Annotated in this window: 22 protein-coding genes and 1 pseudogene; 17 read left to right on the forward strand and 6 right to left on the reverse strand. The window is 46.6% G+C overall.

The window, feature by feature from the left end; all coding sequences use genetic code 11:
- The first annotated feature begins 68 nt into the window (after positions 1-68).
- The 7 genes from ACFQZS_RS03725 to ACFQZS_RS03755 all read left to right on the forward strand — a co-directional run bounded on the left by ACFQZS_RS03725 (position 69) and on the right by ACFQZS_RS03755 (position 12,362).
- On the forward strand, positions 69-1,055 hold the full coding sequence (locus ACFQZS_RS03725) for a hypothetical protein (protein ID WP_377097417.1): 987 nt from the start codon (positions 69-71) through the stop codon (positions 1,053-1,055).
- Complete coding sequence (locus tag ACFQZS_RS03730; RefSeq protein ID WP_377097419.1) at positions 1,052-1,873, forward strand: RteC domain-containing protein; 822 nt, start codon at positions 1,052-1,054, stop codon at positions 1,871-1,873. The genes ACFQZS_RS03725 and ACFQZS_RS03730 overlap by 4 nt, the downstream gene beginning before the upstream one ends.
- A gap of 415 nt (positions 1,874-2,288) precedes the next feature.
- Positions 2,289-3,068: a hypothetical protein gene (locus ACFQZS_RS03735; RefSeq protein ID WP_377097421.1), complete on the forward strand. Its 780-nt coding sequence runs from the start codon at positions 2,289-2,291 to the stop codon at positions 3,066-3,068.
- A gap of 9 nt (positions 3,069-3,077) precedes the next feature.
- On the forward strand, positions 3,078-4,049 hold the full coding sequence (locus tag ACFQZS_RS03740) for a flagellar export protein FliJ (RefSeq protein ID WP_377097423.1): 972 nt from the start codon (positions 3,078-3,080) through the stop codon (positions 4,047-4,049).
- Between the two features lie 29 nt (positions 4,050-4,078).
- Positions 4,079-7,981, forward strand: coding sequence for a PKD domain-containing protein (locus tag ACFQZS_RS03745; RefSeq protein WP_377097424.1), 3,903 nt, complete (start codon positions 4,079-4,081; stop codon positions 7,979-7,981).
- A complete protein-coding gene (locus ACFQZS_RS03750) occupies positions 7,972-11,883 on the forward strand; it encodes a DUF6443 domain-containing protein (RefSeq protein WP_377097426.1) in 3,912 nt (1,303 codons plus the stop codon). Before ACFQZS_RS03745 ends, ACFQZS_RS03750 begins: the two co-directional genes overlap by 10 nt.
- Before the next feature lie 8 nt (positions 11,884-11,891).
- Entirely contained in the window at positions 11,892-12,362 is a 471-nt protein-coding gene (locus ACFQZS_RS03755; protein WP_377097428.1) for a hypothetical protein, read from the forward strand.
- A 659-nt stretch (positions 12,363-13,021) separates the two neighbouring features.
- On the opposite strand, the gene ACFQZS_RS03760 is transcribed toward ACFQZS_RS03755, so the two are convergent.
- Complete coding sequence (locus ACFQZS_RS03760; RefSeq protein ID WP_377097429.1) at positions 13,022-13,720, reverse strand: DUF3307 domain-containing protein; 699 nt, start codon at positions 13,718-13,720, stop codon at positions 13,022-13,024.
- Between the two features lie 3 nt (positions 13,721-13,723).
- A complete protein-coding gene (locus tag ACFQZS_RS03765; protein ID WP_377097431.1) occupies positions 13,724-14,359 on the reverse strand; it encodes a hypothetical protein in 636 nt (211 codons plus the stop codon).
- 150 nt (positions 14,360-14,509) lie between these two features.
- Here ACFQZS_RS03765 and ACFQZS_RS03770 point away from each other — a divergent pair, with 150 nt between their 5' ends.
- The 7 genes from ACFQZS_RS03770 to ACFQZS_RS03800 all read left to right on the forward strand — a co-directional run bounded on the left by ACFQZS_RS03770 (position 14,510) and on the right by ACFQZS_RS03800 (position 21,585).
- The gene (locus ACFQZS_RS03770; protein WP_377097433.1) at positions 14,510-15,253 is read left to right on the forward strand and encodes a LytR/AlgR family response regulator transcription factor; all 744 of its coding nucleotides are present in this window, start codon (positions 14,510-14,512) and stop codon (positions 15,251-15,253) included.
- Between the two features lie 60 nt (positions 15,254-15,313).
- Complete coding sequence (locus tag ACFQZS_RS03775) at positions 15,314-16,519, forward strand: DUF2252 domain-containing protein (protein ID WP_377097436.1); 1,206 nt, start codon at positions 15,314-15,316, stop codon at positions 16,517-16,519.
- A gap of 225 nt (positions 16,520-16,744) precedes the next feature.
- On the forward strand, positions 16,745-17,491 hold the full coding sequence (locus ACFQZS_RS03780) for a LytTR family DNA-binding domain-containing protein (RefSeq protein WP_377097438.1): 747 nt from the start codon (positions 16,745-16,747) through the stop codon (positions 17,489-17,491).
- A gap of 59 nt (positions 17,492-17,550) precedes the next feature.
- The gene (locus tag ACFQZS_RS03785) at positions 17,551-18,588 is read left to right on the forward strand and encodes a YceI family protein (RefSeq protein WP_377097440.1); all 1,038 of its coding nucleotides are present in this window, start codon (positions 17,551-17,553) and stop codon (positions 18,586-18,588) included.
- Positions 18,589-18,691: 103 nt separating this feature from the next.
- Positions 18,692-20,506: an ABC transporter ATP-binding protein gene (locus ACFQZS_RS03790; RefSeq protein WP_377097442.1), complete on the forward strand. Its 1,815-nt coding sequence runs from the start codon at positions 18,692-18,694 to the stop codon at positions 20,504-20,506.
- Positions 20,507-20,586: 80 nt separating this feature from the next.
- Positions 20,587-21,099, forward strand: coding sequence for a hypothetical protein (locus ACFQZS_RS03795; RefSeq protein WP_377097444.1), 513 nt, complete (start codon positions 20,587-20,589; stop codon positions 21,097-21,099).
- Positions 21,100-21,105: 6 nt separating this feature from the next.
- Positions 21,106-21,585 carry a DUF4385 domain-containing protein gene (locus ACFQZS_RS03800; protein WP_377097446.1) on the forward strand — a complete coding sequence of 160 codons (480 nt, stop codon included), beginning with the start codon at positions 21,106-21,108 and terminating at the stop codon, positions 21,583-21,585.
- Between the two features lie 33 nt (positions 21,586-21,618).
- Here ACFQZS_RS03800 and ACFQZS_RS03805 read toward each other — a convergent pair whose 3' ends face one another.
- Entirely contained in the window at positions 21,619-22,128 is a 510-nt protein-coding gene (locus tag ACFQZS_RS03805; RefSeq protein ID WP_377097447.1) for a ferritin-like domain-containing protein, read from the reverse strand.
- 7 nt (positions 22,129-22,135) lie between these two features.
- Positions 22,136-22,411: pseudogene (locus ACFQZS_RS03810) on the reverse strand (DUF1003 domain-containing protein); the annotation flags it as partial.
- Between the two features lie 230 nt (positions 22,412-22,641).
- Here ACFQZS_RS03810 and ACFQZS_RS03815 point away from each other — a divergent pair.
- From ACFQZS_RS03815 to ACFQZS_RS03825, 3 genes are read left to right on the forward strand one after another with little or no spacing between them, the layout of a single operon-like run.
- Positions 22,642-23,001, forward strand: a complete 360-nt coding sequence (locus ACFQZS_RS03815; protein ID WP_377097449.1) for a DNA-formamidopyrimidine glycosylase family protein — start codon at positions 22,642-22,644, stop codon at positions 22,999-23,001.
- 23 nt (positions 23,002-23,024) lie between these two features.
- Positions 23,025-23,456: a hypothetical protein gene (locus ACFQZS_RS03820; protein WP_377097451.1), complete on the forward strand. Its 432-nt coding sequence runs from the start codon at positions 23,025-23,027 to the stop codon at positions 23,454-23,456.
- Between the two features lie 33 nt (positions 23,457-23,489).
- Complete coding sequence (locus ACFQZS_RS03825) at positions 23,490-23,675, forward strand: hypothetical protein (protein ID WP_377097453.1); 186 nt, start codon at positions 23,490-23,492, stop codon at positions 23,673-23,675.
- A 70-nt stretch (positions 23,676-23,745) separates the two neighbouring features.
- Here the strand turns inward: ACFQZS_RS03825 and ACFQZS_RS03830 are convergent, their stop codons facing one another.
- Together ACFQZS_RS03830 and ACFQZS_RS03835 are read right to left on the reverse strand one after the other, a co-directional pair.
- Positions 23,746-24,339, reverse strand: a complete 594-nt coding sequence (locus ACFQZS_RS03830; protein WP_377097455.1) for an NAD(P)-dependent oxidoreductase — start codon at positions 24,337-24,339, stop codon at positions 23,746-23,748.
- Positions 24,339-25,109 (reverse strand): helix-turn-helix domain-containing protein, encoded by a 771-nt coding sequence (locus tag ACFQZS_RS03835; RefSeq protein ID WP_377097457.1) that lies wholly within the window; start codon positions 25,107-25,109, stop codon positions 24,339-24,341. The genes ACFQZS_RS03830 and ACFQZS_RS03835 overlap by 1 nt, the downstream gene beginning before the upstream one ends.
- Positions 25,110-25,121 lie beyond the last annotated feature (12 nt).

The following is a 25,121-nucleotide window of genomic DNA, read 5'->3' on the forward strand; positions in this document are numbered from 1 at the left end:
CGATGATCACCGTAACGACGACCATGAGCAGAGTAAGTCCGGTGCAGGGCAGGAACGGGAAATGAGATATGCTCAGGAATGAGTTGGTAGTGTTGGCAGCATGGGTTGACGGTCAGGGAGGGGGGCCGCGTTTAAAGGAAGAATGCCGCCGGATCCGGGATGCATGGTTACGGGTATTGTTCAGCCAAAAAGAGGAGATCACCAGGCGGTATGTTCGCTATCAGCAGGAGCTCCTGCTGGAGATAGCAGATGGCTCTCACGAGCCCGCGCTGCTGGCCAGCGCGCTGGAACTGAATGATTTTCTCCTGCGTCATTTTAAAGCTCACCTGGATCCCGATACCAAGATCCCTCGTGCCGCGATGCCCGGAATTCGTCAGCGAATAAAAGCTGCCGGAGCGTCAGTTCGCGGTGCTATCGCCGGGCAGTTCCTGCTCGAATATTTGGATGAAATAGAACATGCGACCCACCTAACCTATCGGGAGCAGGACTATTTTTTCGCTTTTTGCGATGCCGTCGTGGCGGCAGCTGAGGATCAGCAGCGTTGGATCGATATGCTTTGCAGGATGAACTTTAACCACAGCGGATTTTGCAAATGGTATCAGGCGCGCCTGGAACAACAAATCCGGGCTAAAGGAGCAAAGGAGCGCATGATATTCTTAAAAAGTCAGCTAATTAACGCCAGGGCTATGCCTCATGCCACGGGCCTGGCATATGACCCCGCGCTGCCATCCGTCTCCGAACAAACAGCAACCTGGCTCTTCCTACTGATTCAGGAGGAAACCGAAGCGGAGCAGAAGATCGCCCTGCATGTTACGGTAGCGCAGCTGGCCCTGCTGATCCGGCTGCTGGTGGAAGAAGATTTTATTGCCACGCAGCAGATCGCCGGCGTGCTGCGCTTTTTCTGCGCTCATTTCAAAACCCGCAAACAGGAGAATATCTCCTATAGCAGCATGAATAAATTGTATTATAGTGCCGACCAGTTCACCGCATTTGCCGTACGGGCCATGCTGCAGAAAATGGTGGCCAGAACCAATAAAACGTTCTTTCCGATATGAAAACATTCACCGAGCGGTTCGGCACCGCGCTTGAAAACCAGCTGGCAGAGGTCAGTGAACCTACCCTTGGAAATTACCGCGCCTCCGTACTCATCTGCAAAAAAGCCATGACCAAGCTCAAAAATTATGTGAGCAGCTACGCTTTTGAAAACACCGAAGAAGAAATCAACTTTTTCAAGCACATCAAGCCGCGGTTTTACAGCAAATACATTTACTTCATCAATGTTTACAATTTCCTGGTACAGAGGCCCGTCGGCAGCGAAACCATCCAGCAGGATTATATCAACATGCACCTTGATGAAGTCAAGACTTTTTTTGACCATAACCGGCTCTTCTATGCCTATTACCGGTCCGGTATGACCCAGTTGGACGATTTGTATTATACCCGGGGAGGCTTTGACGTACACGCCGAGCTTGAAGATTTTGAAGAAGATGAACAGTATTCCACCTCTCACGACTACAAACTCAGCAAGATTATGGCCAACGAACAATTCCAGGAATACCTTAACCGCGAACTCACGCGACTCAACGCGGACCCCGCCGCGCTGATCCAGCCCTTCAAACACCCCGCTTGGACCGCCACCCAAACCGACGCCATCGAGCTCATCTACGCCCTCAAATCCGCCGGCGCCGTCAACAACGGCAACATTGACATCGCCGAACTCGTTACGATATTCGAACACATCTTCCAGTTCGAACTTAAAGAATACTACCACAAATTCACTGACATCACCCGTAGAAAGAAAGACGTGCCCGTATTCTTAAATAAACTGAAAGACGGCCTGATTAGATGGATAGATGATAAAATGGGTTTATGATCAAAGTTTTTACAAATATTGACTTTGTTCAATATGGGTTGACGTGAGGATTTTGGTGGTAGTGTTGGTTTCGTTAGTGGAAGGTTAGTGGTCTATGGCAGCTTGCCATTCGGCTGCGGAATGATAGTCGCTGTTATGCATGACGGATTTGGATCGGCGGCTGCCGTAATAAACGGCGTCGCGCAGCAAGAGCGATATGGTTCCGATTTAATAATGGATTGATCCGATCAAATATTTTGTTTTATCGAAAAGAGTATTTAGATTAGAGTAACGCTATTAAAATACCTTGCCATATATAGATAGTAAAGATTTGGTCTTTACTGCTTAATTAGCATATTTTAACAAATTAGTTACTGGCTGGTTTAACCCTGCCCGTAGCCCTATGTTTATCAATTACCAAACCTAACCTGTCACAATGAAAAAAACCTCTTTAACCCTCATCGCGCTGTCTGCTGCGTTGCAGTTTTCCTATGCTCAATGGACTACCTCGGGAAGCAACATTTATTACAATTCAGGAAATGTCGGAATAGGTACAACCACCCCAGCGGGAAAACTCCAGGTTTACAATGGGAATTACGATTTCCAAACAAGCCCATACACAGTTGATATCGGATTAGGGGGGGACAGCGGCGGATGGGCGCGGGCTTTGCGGATTGTAAATTCCAGCGGCTCCAATGGAACCGACGGCGGAGCTTTCGGCGTTTTGGGTGGTGGCACCACACCGAGTTACGCCTATATGGCAATACCCACATCAGACCCAACAGGATATGATTCCAATAAAATACTTTCACTTAATAATGCGGGCAACGTCGGCATCGGAACCACTGACACAAGAGGCTACAAGCTCGCCGTCAATGGCGCGGCCATCGCCACATCCATGAATGTAATGCCCAGCGGCACCTGGCCTGACTTCGTATTCAAAAAAGGCTACAAGGTCCCCACACTGACAGAAGTTAAAAACTACATTGACATGAACCAGCACCTACCCGACATGCCGTCGGCGGATGAAGTGCACACCAACGGCCTTGACCTCGGCGAGATGAACCGGCTGCTGCTGAAGAAAGTTGAGGAGTTGACGCTCTATTTGATTGAAAAGGATCAGCAATTAGACACGCACCAACAAATCATTATATCATTACAAAAGCAGATAAAACAAGTGAAGAAAGGCCTATTACAACAACATCCTAAACAATAATCAACCAACATGAGAAAGTTTTTTTTATGCATTCTTGCGGCAGTACTAACACTCCCAGCTTTTGCCCAATGGACTACTTCTGGAACAGACATTTACAACTCAAACACAGGTAATGTTGGGGTGGGCACAAATACTCCTCCGCGAAAACTTACTGTATCAAACAATGGAAATGAGGGTTTGGAAATTGGGCCGGGCAATCTTGTAGGAGATCCTTCCAACGCGGTTACCTCGGTTTATTATAATAGGAATGCAGGGGCATTTATTGACAATGTGCAGATGGCCTCATCTCATTCGTTCGCAATTAGCGGAGTTACTCCTTCAATGCACATAAACTCTTCTGGCAAAGTTGGCATAGGCACGACGAGCCCTTCAGAAAAGCTAACTATTGTGGGCAATTCGGAGTTTAAGGGATCAGCACCATATCTTGCCCTCACTTCCAGTTCATGGTCCGGCCCTGCTTATTTACAAACGGGTGTTGATGCCACAGGAGCAACAAATGGAAACTACTTCGGGTTCTTAAACCCTGCAGGGAAGGGATTTAGCTTTTCTCAATATGGGGTTGTTAAACTGATAATAGATCCAACTAATGGTAACGTCGGTATCGGCACGACGTATGTTCCCAACGATTACAAGCTCGCCGTCAATGGCGCAGCCATCGCCACATCCATGAATGTAATGCCTAGCGGCAGCTGGCCCGATTTCGTATTTCTCAAAGACTACAAGCTGCCAACTCTTGCGGAAGTAAAAACCTATATCGACAAAAACCGGCACCTGCCTGATATGCCTTCAGCAAATGACGTGCACACAAATGGCGTTGATCTTGGCGAGATGAACCGGCTGCTTTTGAAGAAGGTGGAGGAACTCACGTTATACCTTATAAAAAAGGATGAGCAAGTAAAAGAGCAGCAAAAAATAAACCGTTTGCAGCAAAAACAGATTGACGAGATAAATGCGCAGCTTAATGCCTTAGCCGGCAAGTAATTCCTTCGTGAGTACTTAAAACCTGAACTATGCAATTCAGATATTTCATTTTATTAATTTGCGTTTTACTGCCGGGCATTCAGCCTGTTTTTGCTCAACAAAACGCTGTGAATGTTGATCCGTCGGACGGGTCAATTAATGTAGGAATACCAATAGGTAGCGTTAGCAATGGAGGCGTCTCGGCTTCCGTAAGCCTTGTTTACACCAGCGGCAATGGCGTTAGGGTTAAAGATGTTGAAGGTAGTGCCGGCATAGGTTGGCACGTTACCGGTGGCGGACAAATAACCCGCGAGTTAAGGGGACTGCCGGATGACGCTAGAAAAGACAATGCCGGAAACAACCGCGTAGGCTGGTTACATAACAGTAACGGAACCATTATTAACAGCCTTACGCTTGCAAATACAGGCTCGCCTAATTGCACCAACGAGGTTACAGACAGCACTAATATTCATAATAACTTCGCTAATCTTTCTGATACCGAGCCGGATGTTTTTAATGTAAGTGCCCCTGGTCTTTCGTGCCAGTTTGTGTTTGACAACAGCCATGTTATTAAAACCATTCCTTATCAGGATTTAAAAATTACCTATGACACTTTAAGTAATGGTGCCATTTTCCTGTTCACGGTAGTTAACAGTAGCGGTACGGTATATAAATTCAGCTACGGCAGTAACGCGATACGAAAGACTACCAATAAATCTGGTGCAATTACCATTCCAGAGAGCAGCATATCATATTTTAAAAATGAATATTATCAGTATAAATATGGCATAAACTACACGGCATCATGGGCGCTGAACACTGTTACCGATATAAATGGCAACGCTGTTAATTTTGCTTACGACCCCGGCCTGGAGCAGGCATCCAAAATCCCGCTAGAGCTGTACATCGGCAGTACAAGTAAAACCACGCAGTATTGGATAGAGACAACTAGCTCGCCACAAATATTGTCGTATATAAAAGGTGGAACGAATACCATCTCGTTTTCTTACGCTGATAATTACAGAACATCTGTACCCATGGTGAAAATGATCTCCATTAACGCTGTAGAGTACCTGTTAAACTATAGTCCGGTTTTTACTTCGGGTACAGATTACTACCGCTTTTTTCTGAGAAATGTTAAATCAAACATGTGCGACTCGCCCTTTGAATATAATTTCTCCTACTACGGCGAAACACTTGCCAGCGGGCAGTACACCACTATTTTACAGGATTCTACTTCAAAAAAGATTGATTACTGGGGATATCAAAGCGGAGTTAACGTTACTACGCTGGCACCGGGTTTAATAGTAAACCCTTCAAATACGCTGTTGCAACGTTACCAGGTTTATACCGACGACAACCCTCGCACAGACTATCCCTACACCATCAACGGCGGCGACAGAAGGGCAGATATCAATACCATTAACGCCGGTGCCCTTAAACAGATAACCTATTATAATAACGGCAGTACAACCATTGAATACGAATCAAATGATTTTTATGACCCCACAGGGAGTATAGCTGTAAAAGGCGGAGGCGTACGTGTTAAAACGGTAGAGGTTTACGATGGTATTGATGTTGCCAGAAACATTGTTAGAAATTACGCTTATACCAACCCGGCGACCGGCGCAACGAGTGGTAAGCCCGTAACCCTGCCATTGTTTGCGTTTACGAGGCCTTACACAGGCGGAGGGACGACAGCGGATAAGTGGACGGCTTCAACTGTACGGTCTGAGCTGGATCTTTCAAACGAAGATCATTCTATTTTATACAGCCATGTTACCTTATCTCAAACCGGAGCCGGTAAAACCTTGTATGAGTACTTTTTGCCTGCTACAAATTACGATGCCACAGCACACCCATCATGTGATGGCTGCACTACCGACGATTGGAAACCCAACCTGGTATATGTGGCCGGGCCCGGATGTTTTGCCGCAGGATTTGTAAGCAGCATTATTACCACCTATCCCTTTGCCCCTAATCTGAACTATGATTTTGAACGCAGGTTGCTAAAAAAGGTAACCGCTTATAACGACGCGAATAACAAGGTAAGCGAATCTGAATACACTTATGTGCGCACCGGAACACCCGAGGTCACCACCGCTTTTAAGTACGATTATGACGCTACGGTAATGTCATACCTAAAATACAACATCTACACATCGGCTAGCGAATTGAGCAAACAGGTTATTAATAGGGTATACGATTTGAACTCAACCACGCTATCGCAGCAAACCAGCGAAAGTTATTTTTATGCCAGCGCTTATCATAAACTGCCAACGCAAACGCAATCAACCAAAAGCGACGGAACAGTACAAAACAATTACATTAAATACAGCAAAGATTATGTAATAACTACACCAAACGACGATTATGTTACCGCATTGTATAACCTGCAGCAGCAAAATGTAAATACGCCTATAGAAAACCGCACCGAATTGGTAAAAGGAGGTGTTAGTAAAGTTACATCGGCAGGATTAGTAAAATTTAAACCTTTCACATTTGGTGCAAACACGCTTAATCTACCTGCGCAAACCTTGAGTTTTTTTGATCAGGATGGCGTTTCAAGCTTCAATCCTTCAACCATAACATCGGGCTTGTTTGTAAATGATAGCAGGTACATTGTTAACAGCAATAACCTGATTTACGACAGTTACGGCTTTTTGCAAACCAGCGATGATAACCACAAACGCGTACAAACCAGTGTAAGTAGCATCACCAACCATCTGCCTATACTGTCAGCATCCAATGCGACGGCCTATGAGTTAGGTTACTATACCTATCAGTGGCCTTCAGAAAATGTGGCATTCCAGAAGGTTACTTCGGCGCTTGGCGCAACCACAGGCCGACCGGTGCAGGCATCGCAAACGCTGTCGCTTGCTGCAGGTGACGAGTTTACCCGCATAATTACAAAAAATACCATCACCCAAAATTACATCTTCTCGTTATGGATGAAACCTGCGGGCAGTGGTAGTATCGATCTGGTATTAAAAGGATCAGACAATGTGCCGCATACCTACACCATAAACTTTACCAGCACGGCCGGGGTGTGGAAATATTACGAGCTAAAAGTGCCGGTAAGCGCCTTGTCAACCACATTTACGGCTAACTTCAAAAACATGGGCGCAAGCGCGGTACCTATTGATGATGTACTTTTCTATCCCGAAAATACCGAAGTTGTTACTTTTGATTATGACCGGGTAACCAAAGCCAAAATAGCCGAGACCAATACCAATGGCGTAGCCCGCTATTTTGTATCGGATGAACTGGCAAGGCCGGAGTTGGTGTACGATCAGGATAAACAGATAACAAACCGGCAATCATACCATTACAGCGAAAATGGGCCGTTTTTAGAACCGGGGTTTAGTTGGTCGTGGGAAAGCCCATATGCGGGTAAGCCTGTAGCATTTTCCCCTGCTGCCAATTATAATACCTGCCAGTTTGTTGGTGTAAGCTATACCTGGGATTTTGGCGACAGTACAAGTGTGGTTACAGTTAACACTGCCGACCCACAAACGCATACGTATGCCCATACAGGAAATTACAATGTTACTTTAACAGTAAATGCACCGGGGTTTGGTACAAAATCTAATACACAACCAGTTACTATTTCTACCGCTCCGCCTCCGCCTACGGATATTATCCCGGTATTATATTCCAATCAAACCACAACAGGCGGCTCGCTCAACAGCCTGGGCTTGTATCAATCTAACGTGTTAAAATACTCGTTCAACGCCACCCAATTGGCAACGGGCACGGTAAAGATAGCCGCGGGCACCTACAACGCCATCGTAAGAACAAACGGCACCATAGGCAGTGTTTCGGTAGATACCGGCACCGCATTTAACTGCCTTGATAAGCCACAGCAGCACGATAAGTACCCCGCGGTACTGGTAAGCCTGGCAAGCGGCAACACATTAACCATAACTTTACACGACGAGCCATGCATGTAAGTAAGCTATACAAAAAATGCGTGCTTGCCATAGTTGCATGCAGCATGGGCCTCACCGCCTTGGCGCAAACACCCGCTTTTACACAAACCGATAAAGTAAAAGTAGCCGGCGTTACTACCGAAGGTGGCGTAATATCGCTGCCCGACTCGCAAAAAATAAGCAGCCGCAATTATGTTGACGGCCTGGGCCGCACCATACAAACCATAGGCATACAAGCCAGTCCGCTAAAAAAGGATATGGTGCAGGCTGTGTTTTATGATAACCTTGGGCAGGTAAATAAAAGCTACCTGCCTTATACAGCCACCACCAGCGATGGCAGTTTTCAAACCAGTCCGTTAACGGCGCAGGCTTATTTTTATGCTAACAGCCCCAAAGTAGCTAATGACGATAGTTTGTATGCGCGGCAGGTGTTTGAGAACAGTCCGCTGCAGCGTTTGTTAAGGGCCGGCAGTGTGGGCAATGGCTTTGAGCCAGGCAGCGGGCAGCACTACAAAACCCTTAGCTACCGCACCAATACTGTAGCCGATAGCGTAATAATATGGAGCACCGCCGGTGCGAATACAGGCTATTACACAGCAGGTAATTTGCAAGTGGTTGACGCGATAGACGAGGACGGCGCGCGCATATTAAGCTTTACTAATAACAGTGGACAAAACGTTTTAAAAAAGGAGCTGAAAAACAGCGGTGCGGGCACCTATATTAACACCTATTACGTTTACAACGAGGCAGGCACCCTGCGCAATGTATTGCCGCCCAAAGCAATAACGCTGATGAAAGCCAGTGGTAACTGGAGCCTGGCCCAAACCGCTATAGCCAACCTGATATTTAGCTACCAATATGATAACCGGGCCCGCGCGGTGCAGAAAACCTTGCCGGGCGGTATTATGTTGTATACCGTTTACGATCCGTTGGAGCGCCCTGTTTTGGTACAGGATAACAAACTCCGCGCGGCTAACCAGTGGAACTACATTAAATACGATGCGAAGGACAATCCAATAAGTCAGGGTGTTTATACCGATGCTACGCATGTGGGTTTATCGGCCATGCAGAGTTATGTAAGCGGACTGAGTTACAGCAGCACCTGGTTTGAGAGCCGCAACAGCACTTCGGGTACGGGGTATTATACTAATACAGTGTTCCCCACATCGGGGATCGATCCGCTGGCTTACAGCTATTTTGATAATTACGATCTGGATGGCAACGGCACAGCCGATTACAGCTACCAGGCACAGGGCCTGAGCGGCGAAGCTACGCCTACCGCTATGCTGCGGGGTATCCCCACCATGCTGCGCAGCCGCACGGTGGGCGCAATCAGCAACTGGCTTATCAGGGTGATGTTTTATGATAAGAACGGCAGCAGCATACAGGTGCAGAGCAATAACCAGCTCACCAGCGCGGTAAGTGATATTGCCACCAATGTGCCCGACTTTACCGGGGTGACCAAAATTGCTAAAGTTAGTAAGGTGGTCTCGTCTGCTACTACCACGGTGCTCAGCACGTTTAGTTACGACCATATGTACCGCGCCACGGCCGTAGATCAAAGCTATAACGGCGGATCGGTTATGCGGGTAGCGGCTTATGAGTATAACGAACTGGGCCAGCTGGTAAAGAAAAACCTTAAACAGGTAAATACCGGCAGCATCCCTTACAATGTTACTTTGGGTACGGCGCAGAGCGTGGCTTCTGGGCAGACGCTGAATGTGGTAGCGCAGAACAGCATTACTCTATCGCCTGATTTTGCGGCGGCATCGGGATCAACGTTTACGGCTACAATAAAAACCAATTACCTGCAGGCGGTTGATTACCGCTATAACATACGGGGGCAAATGGTTAACATCAACAACAGCAAGCTTATAGACGATAACGGCGTAACCAATAACGATGTTAACGACCTTTTTGGTGCGGATATATTGTATAATACCGTAGATGCCAATGTAGGCAATACCGCCCAATGGAGCGGGCGCATCAGCGCGGTTAAATGGATGACCCGCAATGCCAACGGCACAAAAACCAACGAGCGCAGTTATAAATACAGCTACGATGTATTGAACCGGTTGAATAGCGGCACCTACGCAGAAAGAGGCAGCACAAGTACGGGCAGTTTTAATATTAACAACAATGGCTTTAACGAGGGTGGCATTACGTATGATGATAACGGCAACATCCTGACCTTGCAGCGCAACTCTTCATCTGTAGGTGCATCATCCAACACACAGGTAGATGACCTGGCTTATACCTATGATACCAATAACCCTAACCGGCTGAAGAAAGTGGTGGATGGTGTGGGGGCCAATTACGTATCGTATGGGTTTAGGAATCTGACAGGCAGCAGTGCTGACTACAGTTACGATAGCAGCGGTAACCTTACTGCCGACCCCTACAAGGGTTTAACGGTAACTTATAATGTACTTAACCGACCCGATACCATAACCATTACAACGGCTACCAACCGGTATATCAGGTATACTTATGACAGCGGCGGGCAACTATTGCGCAAGCAAGCCTATGATAATGCTACCCTGCAAAAGACCACAGACTATATAGACGGCTTTGTTTACGAGAACAGTACACTGGCTTACTTTGCTATCCCCGAAGGAAGGGTGGTGAACGTTAGCGGTACGCTTACACCGGAGTTTGTGATAGCCGATCAGCAGGGGAACGCGCGAATTACTTTCCGCGACAATGGCAGCGGGCAGGCAGTTGTGACGCAGGAGAATAGCTACTACGCGTTTGGGTTAACGTTTGCCACCAGCCCGGTAGGTACACCCGCCCAACCTAACAAAAACCTGTACAACGGCGGCTCGGAATGGCAAAATGATTTTAGTAACTTGCCCGACTATTACAACACGTTCTTTAGAAATTATGACCAGGCGCTGGGGAGGTTTGTAAGCCTTGACCCGATGGCGGAAGCGGCGGAGTCTTTAACTGGGTACAACTATAGTGGTAATAATCCGGTGATGTTTAATGATCCGCTGGGGGATAAGTTGAAGCCGTATGTTGAGCCCAGCATGCTTTGGGATGGATGTGAGGGTTGTCAGGCGGCGAACGCTGCCGTTGGCGGACGCATGAATAGCAGAGGTGATTCGTTTATGGCGAATGGATGGAAGGCATTTTTAGCCCAGGCGGCTCAAGAGGCTAGTTCTATTGGAAAGGCTGGAGGGACAGCTAGCGGCTACAGTGTTACTAATGGCACTCTTACGCTCAAAGGCACCACAGCAGCGGATTTTCTAAGAGCCTATATGAATGGTGACGGCACATTAGAGAATGCTGTGGGTGCCTTTAAGAAAGACAACGGTATAGATGATGATGGTAATCCAATTAAGGGAGAATTACTCGCACAGGCTAACATTAAAAGCACACCGAAACCGGGAGGGGCCAATCAGGGGGGAGGTCTATCTGTTACCGATTACTTTGGTATAAAATATGGCTCAGGTAAATACAATGGAGCGTTAGGTATGCAAATAAACGTTGGATTTAATAGCACTGGACAAGGCTATTCTAGTTATAATTGGATTCAGGTTGTTTCCTCTCCAAGGGTAAATAACGGAGCTCTATATGTCGATGGTGAAAAATCCCATTATCCATTATATTATTCAAAAGAAGAGGCGCGTAGTTTTTCTAATTATAATTATCAACTAGGTACCTTTACACACAACCCACAGTATGTTGGCACGACATTCACTGCTTTTTTTAATGATGGGCCAGCAAATCAATCGGGTTCCTTTGCTGCCCAGTTAACCCTTGTGGGTATAAATAAAAACGGATCGATAGTTCCGCTATATTCTTTGAACTATGGTTTTACAGTAACGGGGAATTCTATTCAAAGAACAACTCCTACTTCTGGCCCTATCAATACTTTAACTCAATCAGCTATTAATACGTATAATCAGTCTTTTAAATAAATAGCAAAATGAAAAACATTCTCTCGATTATATTAACCATTATTTCGTTAAATTCTTACGGCCAAATTTTGGAAATGCCTTTGTCTTCGCAATTATCTCAGCAGGACACTCCATTCCCGCCATCATTAAATAAAGACGGTACCTTTAATTTCGACAAACGATTTATGGAAAAGGAGTCGAAAATAGCAGCTTGGCCGAATCAAAAAATTGTATTTAACATAAAGATACGTTCTTCAGGTCATCAAATTTTTATATGCGACACTTCAGGGCGGGTATTGTACTGCCAGAGAAAGAGTAAGGGAACTTATAAGACCCGTACCTCCTCCTCATATAGATATTTTATAATTTATGATGTTGATAAATTAAAAAATAAAAATTTTGTTGAATACAACTTAATTGACGACTTCAATAGAGCTATATTATTTGGAGAGGGCAATAAAATTGATGGTATTGTAGAAATTAAAGCAAGTAAGGGGTAGTGTATCAAAAAAGTTGTTTTTCTTTCGCCCTTGTTGGTGTTCCGCGCGTCCGCCGTTGTTGTGTCTTATGACCAACAACTGAGCGGTGGGTAACAAAAAAGCCTGGCCGCGCGCCGGGCTTTTTTGTTTACAATATTGGTGTTGCAAAGCACCGCAAAAAAACGGGTAATTTTTGCGATTTTAATTATTTGATTATAAGGCATATAAAACAATTTTACAGCTAAACTTATAGACGAATATGTCTGTTGCAAAGCGTTGCATTTTTGAACATTTACATTTTATAAATAATTAATAAACAACAACTTGAAAAAATTGCTGTTGCAAGTTGTTGCCTATTCTCTGCAACAACATATCTTGCGTTAGCGATAATAGCGGATACCGGCCTTTGCGACTAACGCCTTGCAGACGTATGAGCGGATAGCGCGGGCCGCAGGTAACGTCCAGTAAGGAAACCGAGCTCCTACCCCAACAGCAAGCTTATAGAGTTCCGCCCGGCGGCCTTTGTTGCGTCTTATGGCCAACAACTGAGCCGTGGCTAAGTACAAAGCCTGCCCATCCGGCCAGCCCTTATTGTTTTAAATTTAAGCGGGACATACGCTCAACGGTCCTGCGATGTACCGCCGCCGGATAAAATTTTTTTTGGCGCGTGTGATGTGTACTTATTTCAGCAAGGTGGCTATAATGACTCCGACAATAGCTGCCGAGGCAAAACTCATTAAAGTACCCACGAGCACATACTCCGTTTTCTTTTGGGTCATCTCATCCTTGTCGGTGAAACGTAAAATAGATTTAGCAGCCATCAGGAAACCTAAGGCGGTATACTGGCCGGTAATGATAAATGTGAGGACTAAGATACGCTCGCAGCGCCCGATCCAGATACCCGCCTTATCCAGGCCGGCAGCATTCATCTGCGCCGCCTGTTGCCATTTCTCAGTCGCTTTGCCGATCATGATCCCTAATGGCCAGATGACGATATAATACCCGATCACCATCAACCAGAAATGGTTATTGGTCCATAATCCTGTCAGGTCGATATGACCATACAAGAACTGCCAGCAAACCATAATAACCGATAGATGAGCCGCCTGGTCGACAAAAAAATAGGTAAGGGTGTTCTTCTGGTAACATTTCCAGATATCGATCAGCAGGTGCGTGGATCCAATGATCAGCGGAACATACCACTTATTCCAGTCCCAAAGCAGCAGGTAAGTCAGCGTGGTAACTACGAGCACATGCAGATACAAAGCCGCTGATGCTGCTTTTTTCTGCTCCTTATTCTTTACCCAGCTGGTACGCTGCAAAGCAAAATCGGCCAGCAAATGCGCCATCAGCAACCTTAATAAAATATTCATCTCCATGCCTTATCCCTTTTGAAGTTGTACCGTAATATAATTAATGCCTTTCTCCATTTCCTTCCAACGCGCTACTTTCAAACGTGTAGCGATATTGGACTGAAATATATTTAGACGCCGGCCTATATTCTCCTGTGTGGCATTCTGATCTTCCAGTACCCAATAAATAATTTCCGCCTGATGCGAGGTCCAGCCATTCATTACTACATTCATGAATGTTAACAGCACATCTAATTGTTCATTTAGTTCTTCATTCCCTGTGGTGATCCGCAATAGTTCCCCTGTTTCCAACTGGTCGAAGTTTCTCCCGGACAAATGAAAAGCTTCGCCGTCCGAATCCAATACAGTTTTGCCCTTAAAGGCCAACTCACCAACCCCCAGGGATATCCTGGTACTCAATTTAGGGAATTTTTTTTCAGCTTGCTTTTTGAACCAGCAAATCAGTTGTATACTGCGAATAACCGCCAGGTTTAGATCTTCAAACAATAATTGAAAGCTGTCCCCCCTGAATATAGCTGCATCCCCCGATCTTTTCACCCAGCGCTTGATATGGTCATGCGTGTCACCGATCAGCTCTTCCCGCCTTTCATTGTCAAGGCTGGTAAAATCAGTAATATCACCTGTAATTACCGCGTACTTCTTCATATTCAACTTCATATATATTAATCAAATATATTCAATTTTGAATATAAAAACAAAATATATTCAATTTCGAATATATCGATAGTTTCGACCTTTCCTTATTTAACCGTACTAAAAAAGAGATCAGGATATCACTACCTGCCGGCAAATAATATGATTTTTAAAACGCTGATCATTGACGACGAGCAATTAGCCAGACAAAGACTGATCAGGTTACTCGGGCATTTTAACGAAATAAAAATAATTGGCGAGGCCGCCAACGGGCAAGAGGCACTGCGCCTGATAGAAGCGCAAAAGCCCGACCTGATCTTCCTGGATGTGGAAATGCCGGTGCTCAATGGTTTTGAAATGCTGGCAAAACTGTCTGCGCCTCCCAAGGTTGTTTTTACTACGGCTTATGATCATTATGCGCTAAAGGCCTTTGAAGAGGGTTCAATAGATTATTTGCTGAAACCTGTTGAAAAAGACCGATTGCAAAAAACAGTTGAACGCTTGGCAGCACAGTTTACACAGCAGCAAAACTTGCCGATTGCAGCATTACTCCAACAGTTACAACCAAAAACAGCGGTAAAAAACCTGACGGTTAAAATAGGTGACCGGATTTTACTGATCAGGCCATCTGACATCATTTACGCAGAGGCAGAGGATAAATACTTTTTTATTTACACAAGCGAGGGCAAAAAGCACCTGACCGATTATACCATAACCGGTTTACAGAGCAAACTGGACGACCAGTTTTTGCAGATCAGCCGCAGTATGATTATCAATACCGACCAGATCAAAGAGATCCGGAAAGGCTTTAACGGAACGAAAGTATTCGTCATGAACCACACTGAAGCTAAGCTGGGCTCCGGCCGGTCTTTCAATGACATGATCAACGAGCGATTCGGACTATAGCACATTCATTTCGTTTTTTATTAATCAGCAAACATTAATAAATGATTAGGAGTTCTACGAATGATGGAACTCAAGGAACGTCTGAAAGCATTTAATGCCCCTTTATTACAGGATAAAGTACAGTTGAAATATGAATCCATGGCTGAGAACGCCTTTCGTTTCTTCCGCGGTACCTGCCACTTATTTTACCAAGACCTCGCCGCCGCGGAACCCTTGCCGCTTTCACCGCAAGCCTGGATCTGCGGCGACCTGCACATTGAAAATTTTGGCAGCTATAAAGCAGATAACCAGCTGGTCTACTTTGACTTGAATGATTTTGATGAAGCAGTGCTGGCACCGGCGAGCTATGAGGTCGTGCGTATGGTCACCAGCCTATTTATCGCCTTTGACAACCTGTGCTTTGAGCCGGAAAAGGCGCTGAAAATGGCGCGGCTTTATCTGAAAACTTACTCCGCGACACTGGCAAAAGGCAAGGCCATCAGCATCGAACCCCGCACCGCTAAGGGTATCGTCTGCGACTTCCTGAAAGCTGCGGAACGCAGTACCTATAAAGAACTCCTGAAAAAGCGAACTGTCAGTAAAAGAAAAACGATCATGCTTTCCCTCGCGGATGAGCGCCACTTCAAACTGGACAAGCACTTACGTAAAGCGCTAAAGGCGCATATCAACGAATGGATCAAAACCAGTAATGACGGGCCGTACAATTACGAAGTGCGCAGCGCGGTTTTCCGCCTGGCCGGTACCGGCAGTATCGGTGTGAAACGTTATCTCCTTTTGCTCAAAAGCACCAACACTAAAAACCATTACCTCTTACTGGATATGAAGCAGGCGAGGCCCTCATCTGCCGCACCTTTCGTTCCCGTCCAGCAATTAGCCTGGGATAATGAAGCTGCCAGGGTGATCGGGGTACAGCAGCGCTTGCAAAATGTGCCGGCCGCGCTCCTGAGCACTACCGAATTTCAGGGCGAAGCCTATATCCTGCAGGAACTCCAACCCGTCAAGGACAGCATCAAGTTCAAACTGCTGCGGGATTACCGCGACATGTACCAGGTGATCGATGACATGGCAGCGCTGACCGCGTCCGCGCAACTGCGCAGCGGCGGGATCCAGGGCTCAGGCACCATCGACGAACTGATGGCATTCGGAAAAGATCAGGGATGGCAGGAAGCGGTCATCACTTATGCGCAGTCTTACGCGGAAACGACGGGAAAATACTACCAGCAATTTTTAAAAGATTTTAAAGCAGGAAATTATGGAACAACCTGAACTGATCACCGTGATGGTTCTCTCAAACGCTCACTAAATTACAAATGCTCTTAACTTAGCCGACAGTATGCCTCGAAATTGCCAAACATCAAAATGCCAGAAAACCTTCATGGTCTCCCAAGCTTACACATCGGTTAGCGCGTTCCAATATCTCTACGTTTTTCATGCCGAATCCGCGCAAATAGGATACCATGGAAACTCAGCCGGATTTGGTAGCTTTACCTCATGAGAACGCTCAGCTTGCATCCGGAAAGCATGCCAACCAAAAAAATGCTGGCCATCGCTATGTTGCTGCTCGTTGCCGCCGGCATGCTCCAGGACTATACACAAGCTATTTTACAGCAGCAGGGTTTTTACTGGTCAGAATCGCTCCTGTTCAAAGCCTGTTGGCTGCCCTTTCTGTTGACCTTGCCCATCTTATACACAAAGCAATGGCGTACCTGGTATGGAGTGCCCGTACTAACGATATTCCATGTGCTTAGTTACGCCCTTATCATTTACGTGATATCTGCTAATACCCTGGACCACACCTTCGAGTTTTGGGATGTGCTGAAAAGGGCTGTCTCAGAAGACGCCTACAAATATTTGCTTTTTTACGGAGCCGCCATCCTGGTATTGCGAGAGCGGAAGGCGCCACCCCAATATATAGCCAGATTAAGCTTCCAGTCGGGAAAAAACAACGTTTCAGTATCGATTGCAGAAATAAACTACCTGGCCGCTGATGATCCCTATGTGGCTGTCCACACGACCGCCGGCACACACCTGAGCAGCCTGGCATTGAAAACTCTGGAAGCCCAGTTAGATCCCGCCTTATTTATCCGGATACACCGTTCAACGATTGTCGCAATAGAAGCGGTGGCCGATTATCGCTCCCGGCTCAACGGGGATTATGACCTGACCCTGAAAGATGGCACTTCATTGCGCTTAAGCCGCAGTTATAGCAAAGAATTTCGTCAACGGCTCAGCCGCTAAAGTCCTCCACTCAGCCTGTTTCGCTTTTTTCACCGTTATTACCCACCTAAATTTACGGCATGAGAATAATTTTTACCCTGGTTTTATTCGCCTGGTCATTTACCGCACATGCCCAGTTAAAAGGCGGCCCGTGCGAGGGCTGTGAGGCCGTATTTGAATATGGCAATAAAAAGCTGAAAGCGGCAGACACGCTGCCGGATTACAACTTACCCGGCCCAAAGCTTAAAATGACGGGCATCATCTATCAGCACGATGGCCGCACTCCCGCCGCCGGGGTCATCCTGTATATCTATCATACCAACCAGGCCGGACTATACGTAGCGAACACTAATGAGACAGGTTGGGGAAAGCGACATGGAACCCTTCGCGCATGGATAAAAACAGGGCCGGATGGGCGCTACACTTTTTATACCCTAAAACCGGGTACCTATCCCTCGCGCAGCGAACCCGCCCATATCCACGCTACTGTACTGGAGCCCAACGGAAATTATTATTACATCGAGGAATGGCATTTTAAAGGCGACCCGCTACTTGTCAAACTCCGCGACCGCAAACTTTACGGCGGCGAAGGTGTCCTGAATATTCAAAACGGCGCAGTTACAAGAAACATTATACTCGGCCTTAATGTGCCGGACTATGGCATTGATACCGCCCATTCTTTTATCTATTGGAAAGGCACCAAGCTGGGCGGTACCGGCTCACATGAAGGCTCGCTTAAGATCAGTTCCGGTTACATGGCTCCCGGCGGCAGCTTTCGCATTCCGCTGAGTACTCTGCAAATTACCGACGTTCCGGCCCATGAGCCAATACCCCGCGCCAACCTTACCCGTCATCTGAAAGAAGAATTTGAAGCTACGCAATATCCGTATATCACGTTCACTATTTCGGCTATGACCAAAACCCATGTGAGCGGCCGACTGACAGTAATGCAAACGACGAGGCCAGTTACGATACCCTACCGCAAGACCTCTGGCGGTTATGAGGCCATTTTCAACCTCAGCCGCAAAGCCTGGGGCATTGGCAAGAAAGCCGGCTGGCTGGAGGATAAACTGGTGGATGACAGTATCCGTTTTCGCATCAGCCTGATTGACCGGTAAAATTTGCTAACAAGCCGGAAAATCCAAACATCAAGCGATATTGTTGCAAAACCATGAATTTTAGACTGACTTCTAACAAGCGCTGATTGTTAGCTTTGCAGCGATGACAACGCCAACCCTGACTTTTAAAGACCGTTTACGCGCCTTACGGAACCTCCCGGTGTTTTTTAAACTGGTCTGGGCATCGGGTCCCGCAATGATGGCAGCTAACATCGGACTGCGGTTTATAAAGGCTGCCATACCATTTTTGTTGCTGCTTATCGGAAAGTTGATCATTGACCGGGTGGTTGACCTGGCCCAAACACACCATACTGTTGCAGAAGCCTATTTGTGGAAATTGGTAGCAGCGGAGTTTGCGCTGGCGTTGCTCTCGGATGGTCTAAGCCGGGCGATCACATTGATGGACGGTTTATTGGGCGACCGTTTCGCCAATCACACTTCTGTGCGTATTATGGAACATGCCGGCAATCTGGACCTTGATCAGTTCGAAGACGCCACCTTCTATGATAAACTGGAACGGGCGAGGCAACAAACCGCCGGCCGCACCATCTTACTGTCACAGGTAATGAGCCAGGTACAGGACCTGATCACGGTGGGTTTCCTCGCCGCCGGATTGATTGTTTTTAATCCCTGGTTGATTATTTTATTGATAGTAGCCATCCTCCCGGCGTTTTTAGGCGAGTCCTATTTTAATGATCAGACCTATGCCCTGAGCCGCAGGCAAACGCCGCAGCGCCGTGAGCTGGATTACCTGCGGTATATCGGAGCAAGTGACGAAACGGCCAAGGAGATCAAAATGTTCAGTTTGTCCGGCTTTATTATTGACCGCTTTAAAATATTGTCAGATAAGTTTTATACCGACAGCAAACGGATCGCCGTTAAGCGTTCCCTTTGGGGAACCTTCTTTGCACTATTGGGGAGTTTGGGTTATTACGGCGCTTATGGATTTATCATCCAGCAAACCGTCCGGGGTGTACTCACCATTGGCGAACTGACCTTCTTAGCCGGCTCTTTCCGGCAGTTGCGCTCCCTGCTCGAAACCATCCTGACGCGCTTCACCAGTGTTTCCCAGGGAGCCATTTACTTAAGTGATTTTTTTGATTTTTTCGAGATCAGACCCAGGATACACAACACAGCTAAGCCACTACCATTTCCTGATCCGATACAACAAGGCTTTACATTTGAAAATGTAGGTTTCAAATACCTCAACAGCGAACGCTGGGCCAACCGCCACCTGAATTTTACGCTGCGCCCGACAGAAAAACTGGCTTTGGTAGGGGAGAACGGTGCCGGTAAAAGCACGCTGGTTAAACTGCTGGCCCGCCTGTATGACCCGAGCGAAGGACGCATACTATTAGACGGGCATGATCTTCGGGAATATGACCTGAACGAACTGCGCAAACATATCGGCGTTATCTTTCAGGATTTCCTGCGTTATCAAATGACCTTCTCTCAAAATATCGCCGCAGGTAATATTGACGAACAGAGTAACAGTGATCTTATCTATCGTTCTGCTAACCAGAGCATGGCCGAAGAGCTGGCTCAAAAGTTGCCGGGCGGTTACGAGCAGATGCTGGGCAAGCGCTTTGCCGACGGCGTTGAACTGTCAGGCGGAGAATGGCAGAAAGTCGCTATCGCGCGGGCTTACATGCGTGATGCCCAACTGATCATACTGGACGAACCAACTTCAGCATTGGACGCCCGTGCCGAATACACCGTATTTCAACGCTTTACTGAACTCACCAGGGGTAAAATGGCCGTACTGATCTCGCACCGTTTTTCCACCGTACGCATGGCCGACCGGATAGTGGTATTAGACAAAGGGGAGATCGTCCAGATTGGTACGCACGAAGAACTACTGGCTAAAGGCGGGAGATATGCTGAATTATTTGAACTACAAAAGATGGGTTATCAATAGTATCTATGTTAACAACATCGCAATAGGAATACTTCAGTTTGCGTTGGCATGATAATGGGAGGGTAGATGCTGATGAAAAAATGATAGTAGCTTTCATGATGCTGGTGTTCGTCAGCAATGTAATTGCCCAGCCAAAGCAGGAAGTATTAAAAATATTCTGGCCGAAGGAATATAACTGGAAGATCGCTTCCAACCAGCAAAGCGCCACGCAGCAGATGGTTGAATTAATACCGGGCAACCAGACTTTGCAGAACTGGTCGATCATTGGTTCGATGCTGGTATTAAAAAACGCGCGCCGGCCGCTGGCAGCGATACCACCGGTGCTTTTGGCAGCTATGCAAAAACGTGCAAAGAGCGCCAAATTGCTGGTGATCGAGCAAAGCCAGACCAATGGCTACAACTGGATCCTGTTCAAGATCCAGGCATCGGGTTTCAAAGACAGCCCAAAGCCGGAATCGCAATTGTATTATGTGATGCAGGGCCGCTCAGCACTGTTCATCAACTTTGTAGCGGTAAAGGAAGCAATGCTCTCACCATTGTTTTTAGAAAAGTGGGCGGTAATCTTTAAGCAAAGCAAGATAACCTTACAGTGATTTAAGATGAGCCAGCCCAGTTACCTCAATTTTGATACGAAAAGCTATGCCTGGAAGCCGGATATAGATTACCGGAAGCACCCGGAAGTTTACCGGGTGGGTAAAGGCGAACAGGGCGTATTGATCTGTGAGCCTTACAAATCAGAGATCGGGCCGAATTGGCGGTTCAGGACCACGGAGATTGCCGAGGAAAGCAGTAGTAAGATATTTGAAATGTTCGGGCGGTATTTAGAAACAAATGAATTTGTGGGCGCTGATATGGCGCGCAAATACCTGCAGATGGGTTACACAAGGGCGCGGCGTTATGCCAATTACAAGGGTGGCAAAAAGTATGATGCGGCACACGATTATCAATTGCTCGAACGTCGTACGGGTGAACAGGAAAAGGCCGCAGCAGCTGCGGTGTTTTACCAGCGCTGGAAGGCTGCGGAAGCGAATGATTTATATGCCGCGCTGAAAAAACAATGGAAACAGGAAAAGGGCTAAAACAAAAAAAGCTCCGATGGAGCTTTTAATGGACTAGTTAACAATCAACTTTTCGATTTCGGTCAGCGCGGCTTTAATACCATCACGCTGCTCGGTAAGCAATTTCAGGTGGTCGGCGTGATCCGCATAATCGGCGATACATTCGTCGTATTTTTCAATAGCAGCGCGTTCGCCCGTCGTGATGGCATTTAAGATTGCCTGATCGTCTTTACTGGTAAAAGCTTGCTTAACGGTCAGCCAGGCGCGGTGAAAACCGCCTAAAATTCCGCCGTTTTCATTATCAGCTTCTTCCCCGTGTAAGGCGATATGCTCTTTGAGTTCAGCGGCGTAAACGATCCGTTCGCCGGAGAAACGGGAGAACAGGGCTTTCAGCTCAGCGTTATCGGTCGCCTCAGCGGCTGATTGATAGCCTTCTTTGCCATCGTTCACCAATTCCAGTATTTGTTTAAGATCGGCCGTGACCTCTGCTTTGTTTTTTAATGAAGATGCTTTGATAGTTTCCATAGTTTGATGTTTCATCATTCCATGCAAAAAGCCAGCCATAATCAGGCTAACTGTTCTTTCGCCTGATATCTTCGTGTATTTTGCGGATATCGGTGTCCTTCTTCATTTCTTCCAGTTCGGTATCATCCTTAGTGATGCCTAATTTCTGTTGGATAACGTGCAGCATTTCGAGCATTTTAGTGATTTCTTCCTCTGCACGGATATTGATCTCGAACTCTACTTCCTCCCGGACCTTTTCGAGCCGGCGCTGCCGGTTTTGGCTGATGAGGACAGAAACGGAGAGAACAATAGCGAATACCGATAAAATAGAATCCAGGACGTTGAAAGGCGAGGGTCAAAAACTTTCAGGCCAGGTATCATCCCGGTGTTCCAGATGATGTAGCCCGCGATCAAAAAAAGCAGGATACCTAAAAACCACAGGCTGCCTAAAAGGTCGGAAATGGCGACGGCAAAGCGGTCGCTTGCTGAACTAGGTGATTGGATGGAAAATCGCGGTTTCCTTTTAGCAGTCATAAGTAGCTAACAACCAAAATCGTATATAGTTCTAAAGGGGTGATCAAGGCTAAACAAATGCCGGCAGCGGCTGTTAATTGGTTGATGGCAGAATTACCCGATTTAACCGTTTTTGCGCAGATCCTGAACCGGAAGTTCAAGGGTAAGGTCGTGGCAGGTATAGATGTTACCCTTACTAAAAAGCTAAATGTACCGGCGGCAGAATTAATTGCTGCGGTTGCCGGTAAATCTCTGACTGAGGTCAAACGTGCCGGTAAAACATTGCAACTTCATTTTTCAAAGGACGTGGTGTTGGGCCTGCACCTGATGCTGCGTGGTGAACTGGTGGAACTGAATGATGAAGCACCACGGTTTCAGATCGCCGCTTTCATTTTAACAATGGAAAGGGCTTCGCTGTAGTCGATCTGCAAAAGCAGGCTACTTTGACCTTACAGCCGAAGCAGGTCACGGTGCCGGACGCGCTGGAAATGGAGGAGGCCTATTTTATGGCGCTGCTGGCCAAGAAACGCACGGTCATCAAAACGCTGTTAATGGATCAGAAGCTGATGCGGGGCATCGGCAATTCCTATGCCGACGAAATTCTGTATCGGGCCAAAGTATCGCCTTTTTCTTTCGCCAATCGCATACCGCCTAAAGTGGCGCTGAAACTTTTTCATAGTATCGCCAAAGTATTGAACAAAGCGATCAAAGACATTGCCGAAGCCAACGGTGATGAACTGACGGGCGAATTAAAAGATTTTATGCAGGTACATGGCGCCAAGCTAAAGGAAACAGCCAAGGGTGAACCGATCAAAAGCGACAAGATCGACGGCCGGACGAGTTATTATACTGCAATCCAAGAGCTCTTTAACTAATAAACTTTAAAGAGTAACGAATGTTAATAGAGAATGTTCATTCAGCTTATCGATCCGACTGCATTGGCGGCAGCAATTGAAGAAAAATATTGTAATACCGTGATCAGCGAATTGAATGATCACGTTGTTCGTAAGGGGATCATGACCGAGCCTTATCCCTGGCATTATCACCCCGACTCCGATGAGACCTTTAAAATGCAGCACCTGACAGGCCATTGATCGAAACAACTTTCACCTTTTCAAAATCAACCCAAACGGCTGGAAGTCGTCGCATCCGAACTTCATCAAGTCAATAAGCGACCTCGACGGTCTGGTTGATAATGACCGGATTGGCTAAATTATGGACAATGAAATGTGCGACATCAGCGCGGGAAATTGACCATCCATTGTCGAGGAAGCCGTTGGTTGAGATTGTCCATTGGACAGCACTTTGCTTGATGATATTTTCCATGATACGCTGATCGGCATACGGATTCCGTAGGATCATTTGCAGGAGGTACTTAGTTGCGAACCTGACCCACAATGGATGTTTTGGGTTGACATCCAAACCGGACGCTGAAATAAAAAAAGCGCGCTTAACACCGGTTCTTTCCATCGAAGCGATGAGGTTTTTACTGCCCTGCGAATAAAGCGTGGTTGTTTTAAGTGAGTTTTGCCCTATGGCGGAAATAACTACGTCTTTTCCTTTTAAATGTTCGTACAAGGTGCCTGCCCGCATCACATCGCCTTGAACGACTTTTAAGTTCGGATGTTGAATGGTCAGGTTATCAGGTGTTCTTAAAATAGCGGTTACTTCATAACCCGCGATTAAAGCCTGCATCACCACCTGTTTTCCGATGCCGCCGTTCGCTCCCAAAACCACCATATGTCGATAATCAATCATTACCAGTATAGGCCGTTTCTAAAAAAGCGAAGCGGATTTTCGCCGGTAAATGCCCTGAACTCTTTTATAAAATGGGACTGATCAAAAAAACCGGCGTTGTAGGAAATTTCTGTCAAATCCGCCTCAGCGCAATAGTCTTTAATAACCGATTTTAACCTGGAAATCGAGGCATATCGTTTCGGGGAAACACCGATCTGCGCCCTGAAATTCTTTTCCAGGGAATTGACATTTGTGCCCAGGTTCGACGCCAATTCCTTTATTCTAAGATTGCCGTTAAGTGATTTGATTACGTTGACCGCTGCGCTAACCCGCGGGTCGAAAACTGAAGGATCCAGGTTGAATAAAAAGAAGTTTTCGATAATGCTAATGCGTTCGGCATTGGTTGAAGCATTCCCCAGCAGCTCCTCGGTTTTCATGATGGAATCAGCGTCCATAACTTCCTCCAAGTTAACGCTTAACCCGGAAAGCTCGTTGAGCGGCTCTTTACAGAACGCCAGTGCGCCAGCTTCTTTAAATCGTACAACCAATACACCGCTATCGGCTTCATAACGGATCAGCCGGAGTGTTTTGGTAACCCCTGTTATAGAAGACAATGGTAGTTTTTCTTCGGCTGATGGCCCTCCGAAAGTATTTCCTTTGAAACGAAATCCCATCGTTAAAATGGGTTCCGGTAATATACGGTTGGTGACCTGATCGTCGCTCTCAATGATCATGAAACTTTCAATATACGGCCTTAACATCTTATCGGGAAAAAACCTTTCGATCTTCATATCCTCAAGTTA

Origin of the sequence: Mucilaginibacter calamicampi (genome assembly GCF_042676765.1) — a bacterium.
Classification (GTDB): Bacteria; Bacteroidota; Bacteroidia; order Sphingobacteriales; family Sphingobacteriaceae; genus Mucilaginibacter; species Mucilaginibacter calamicampi.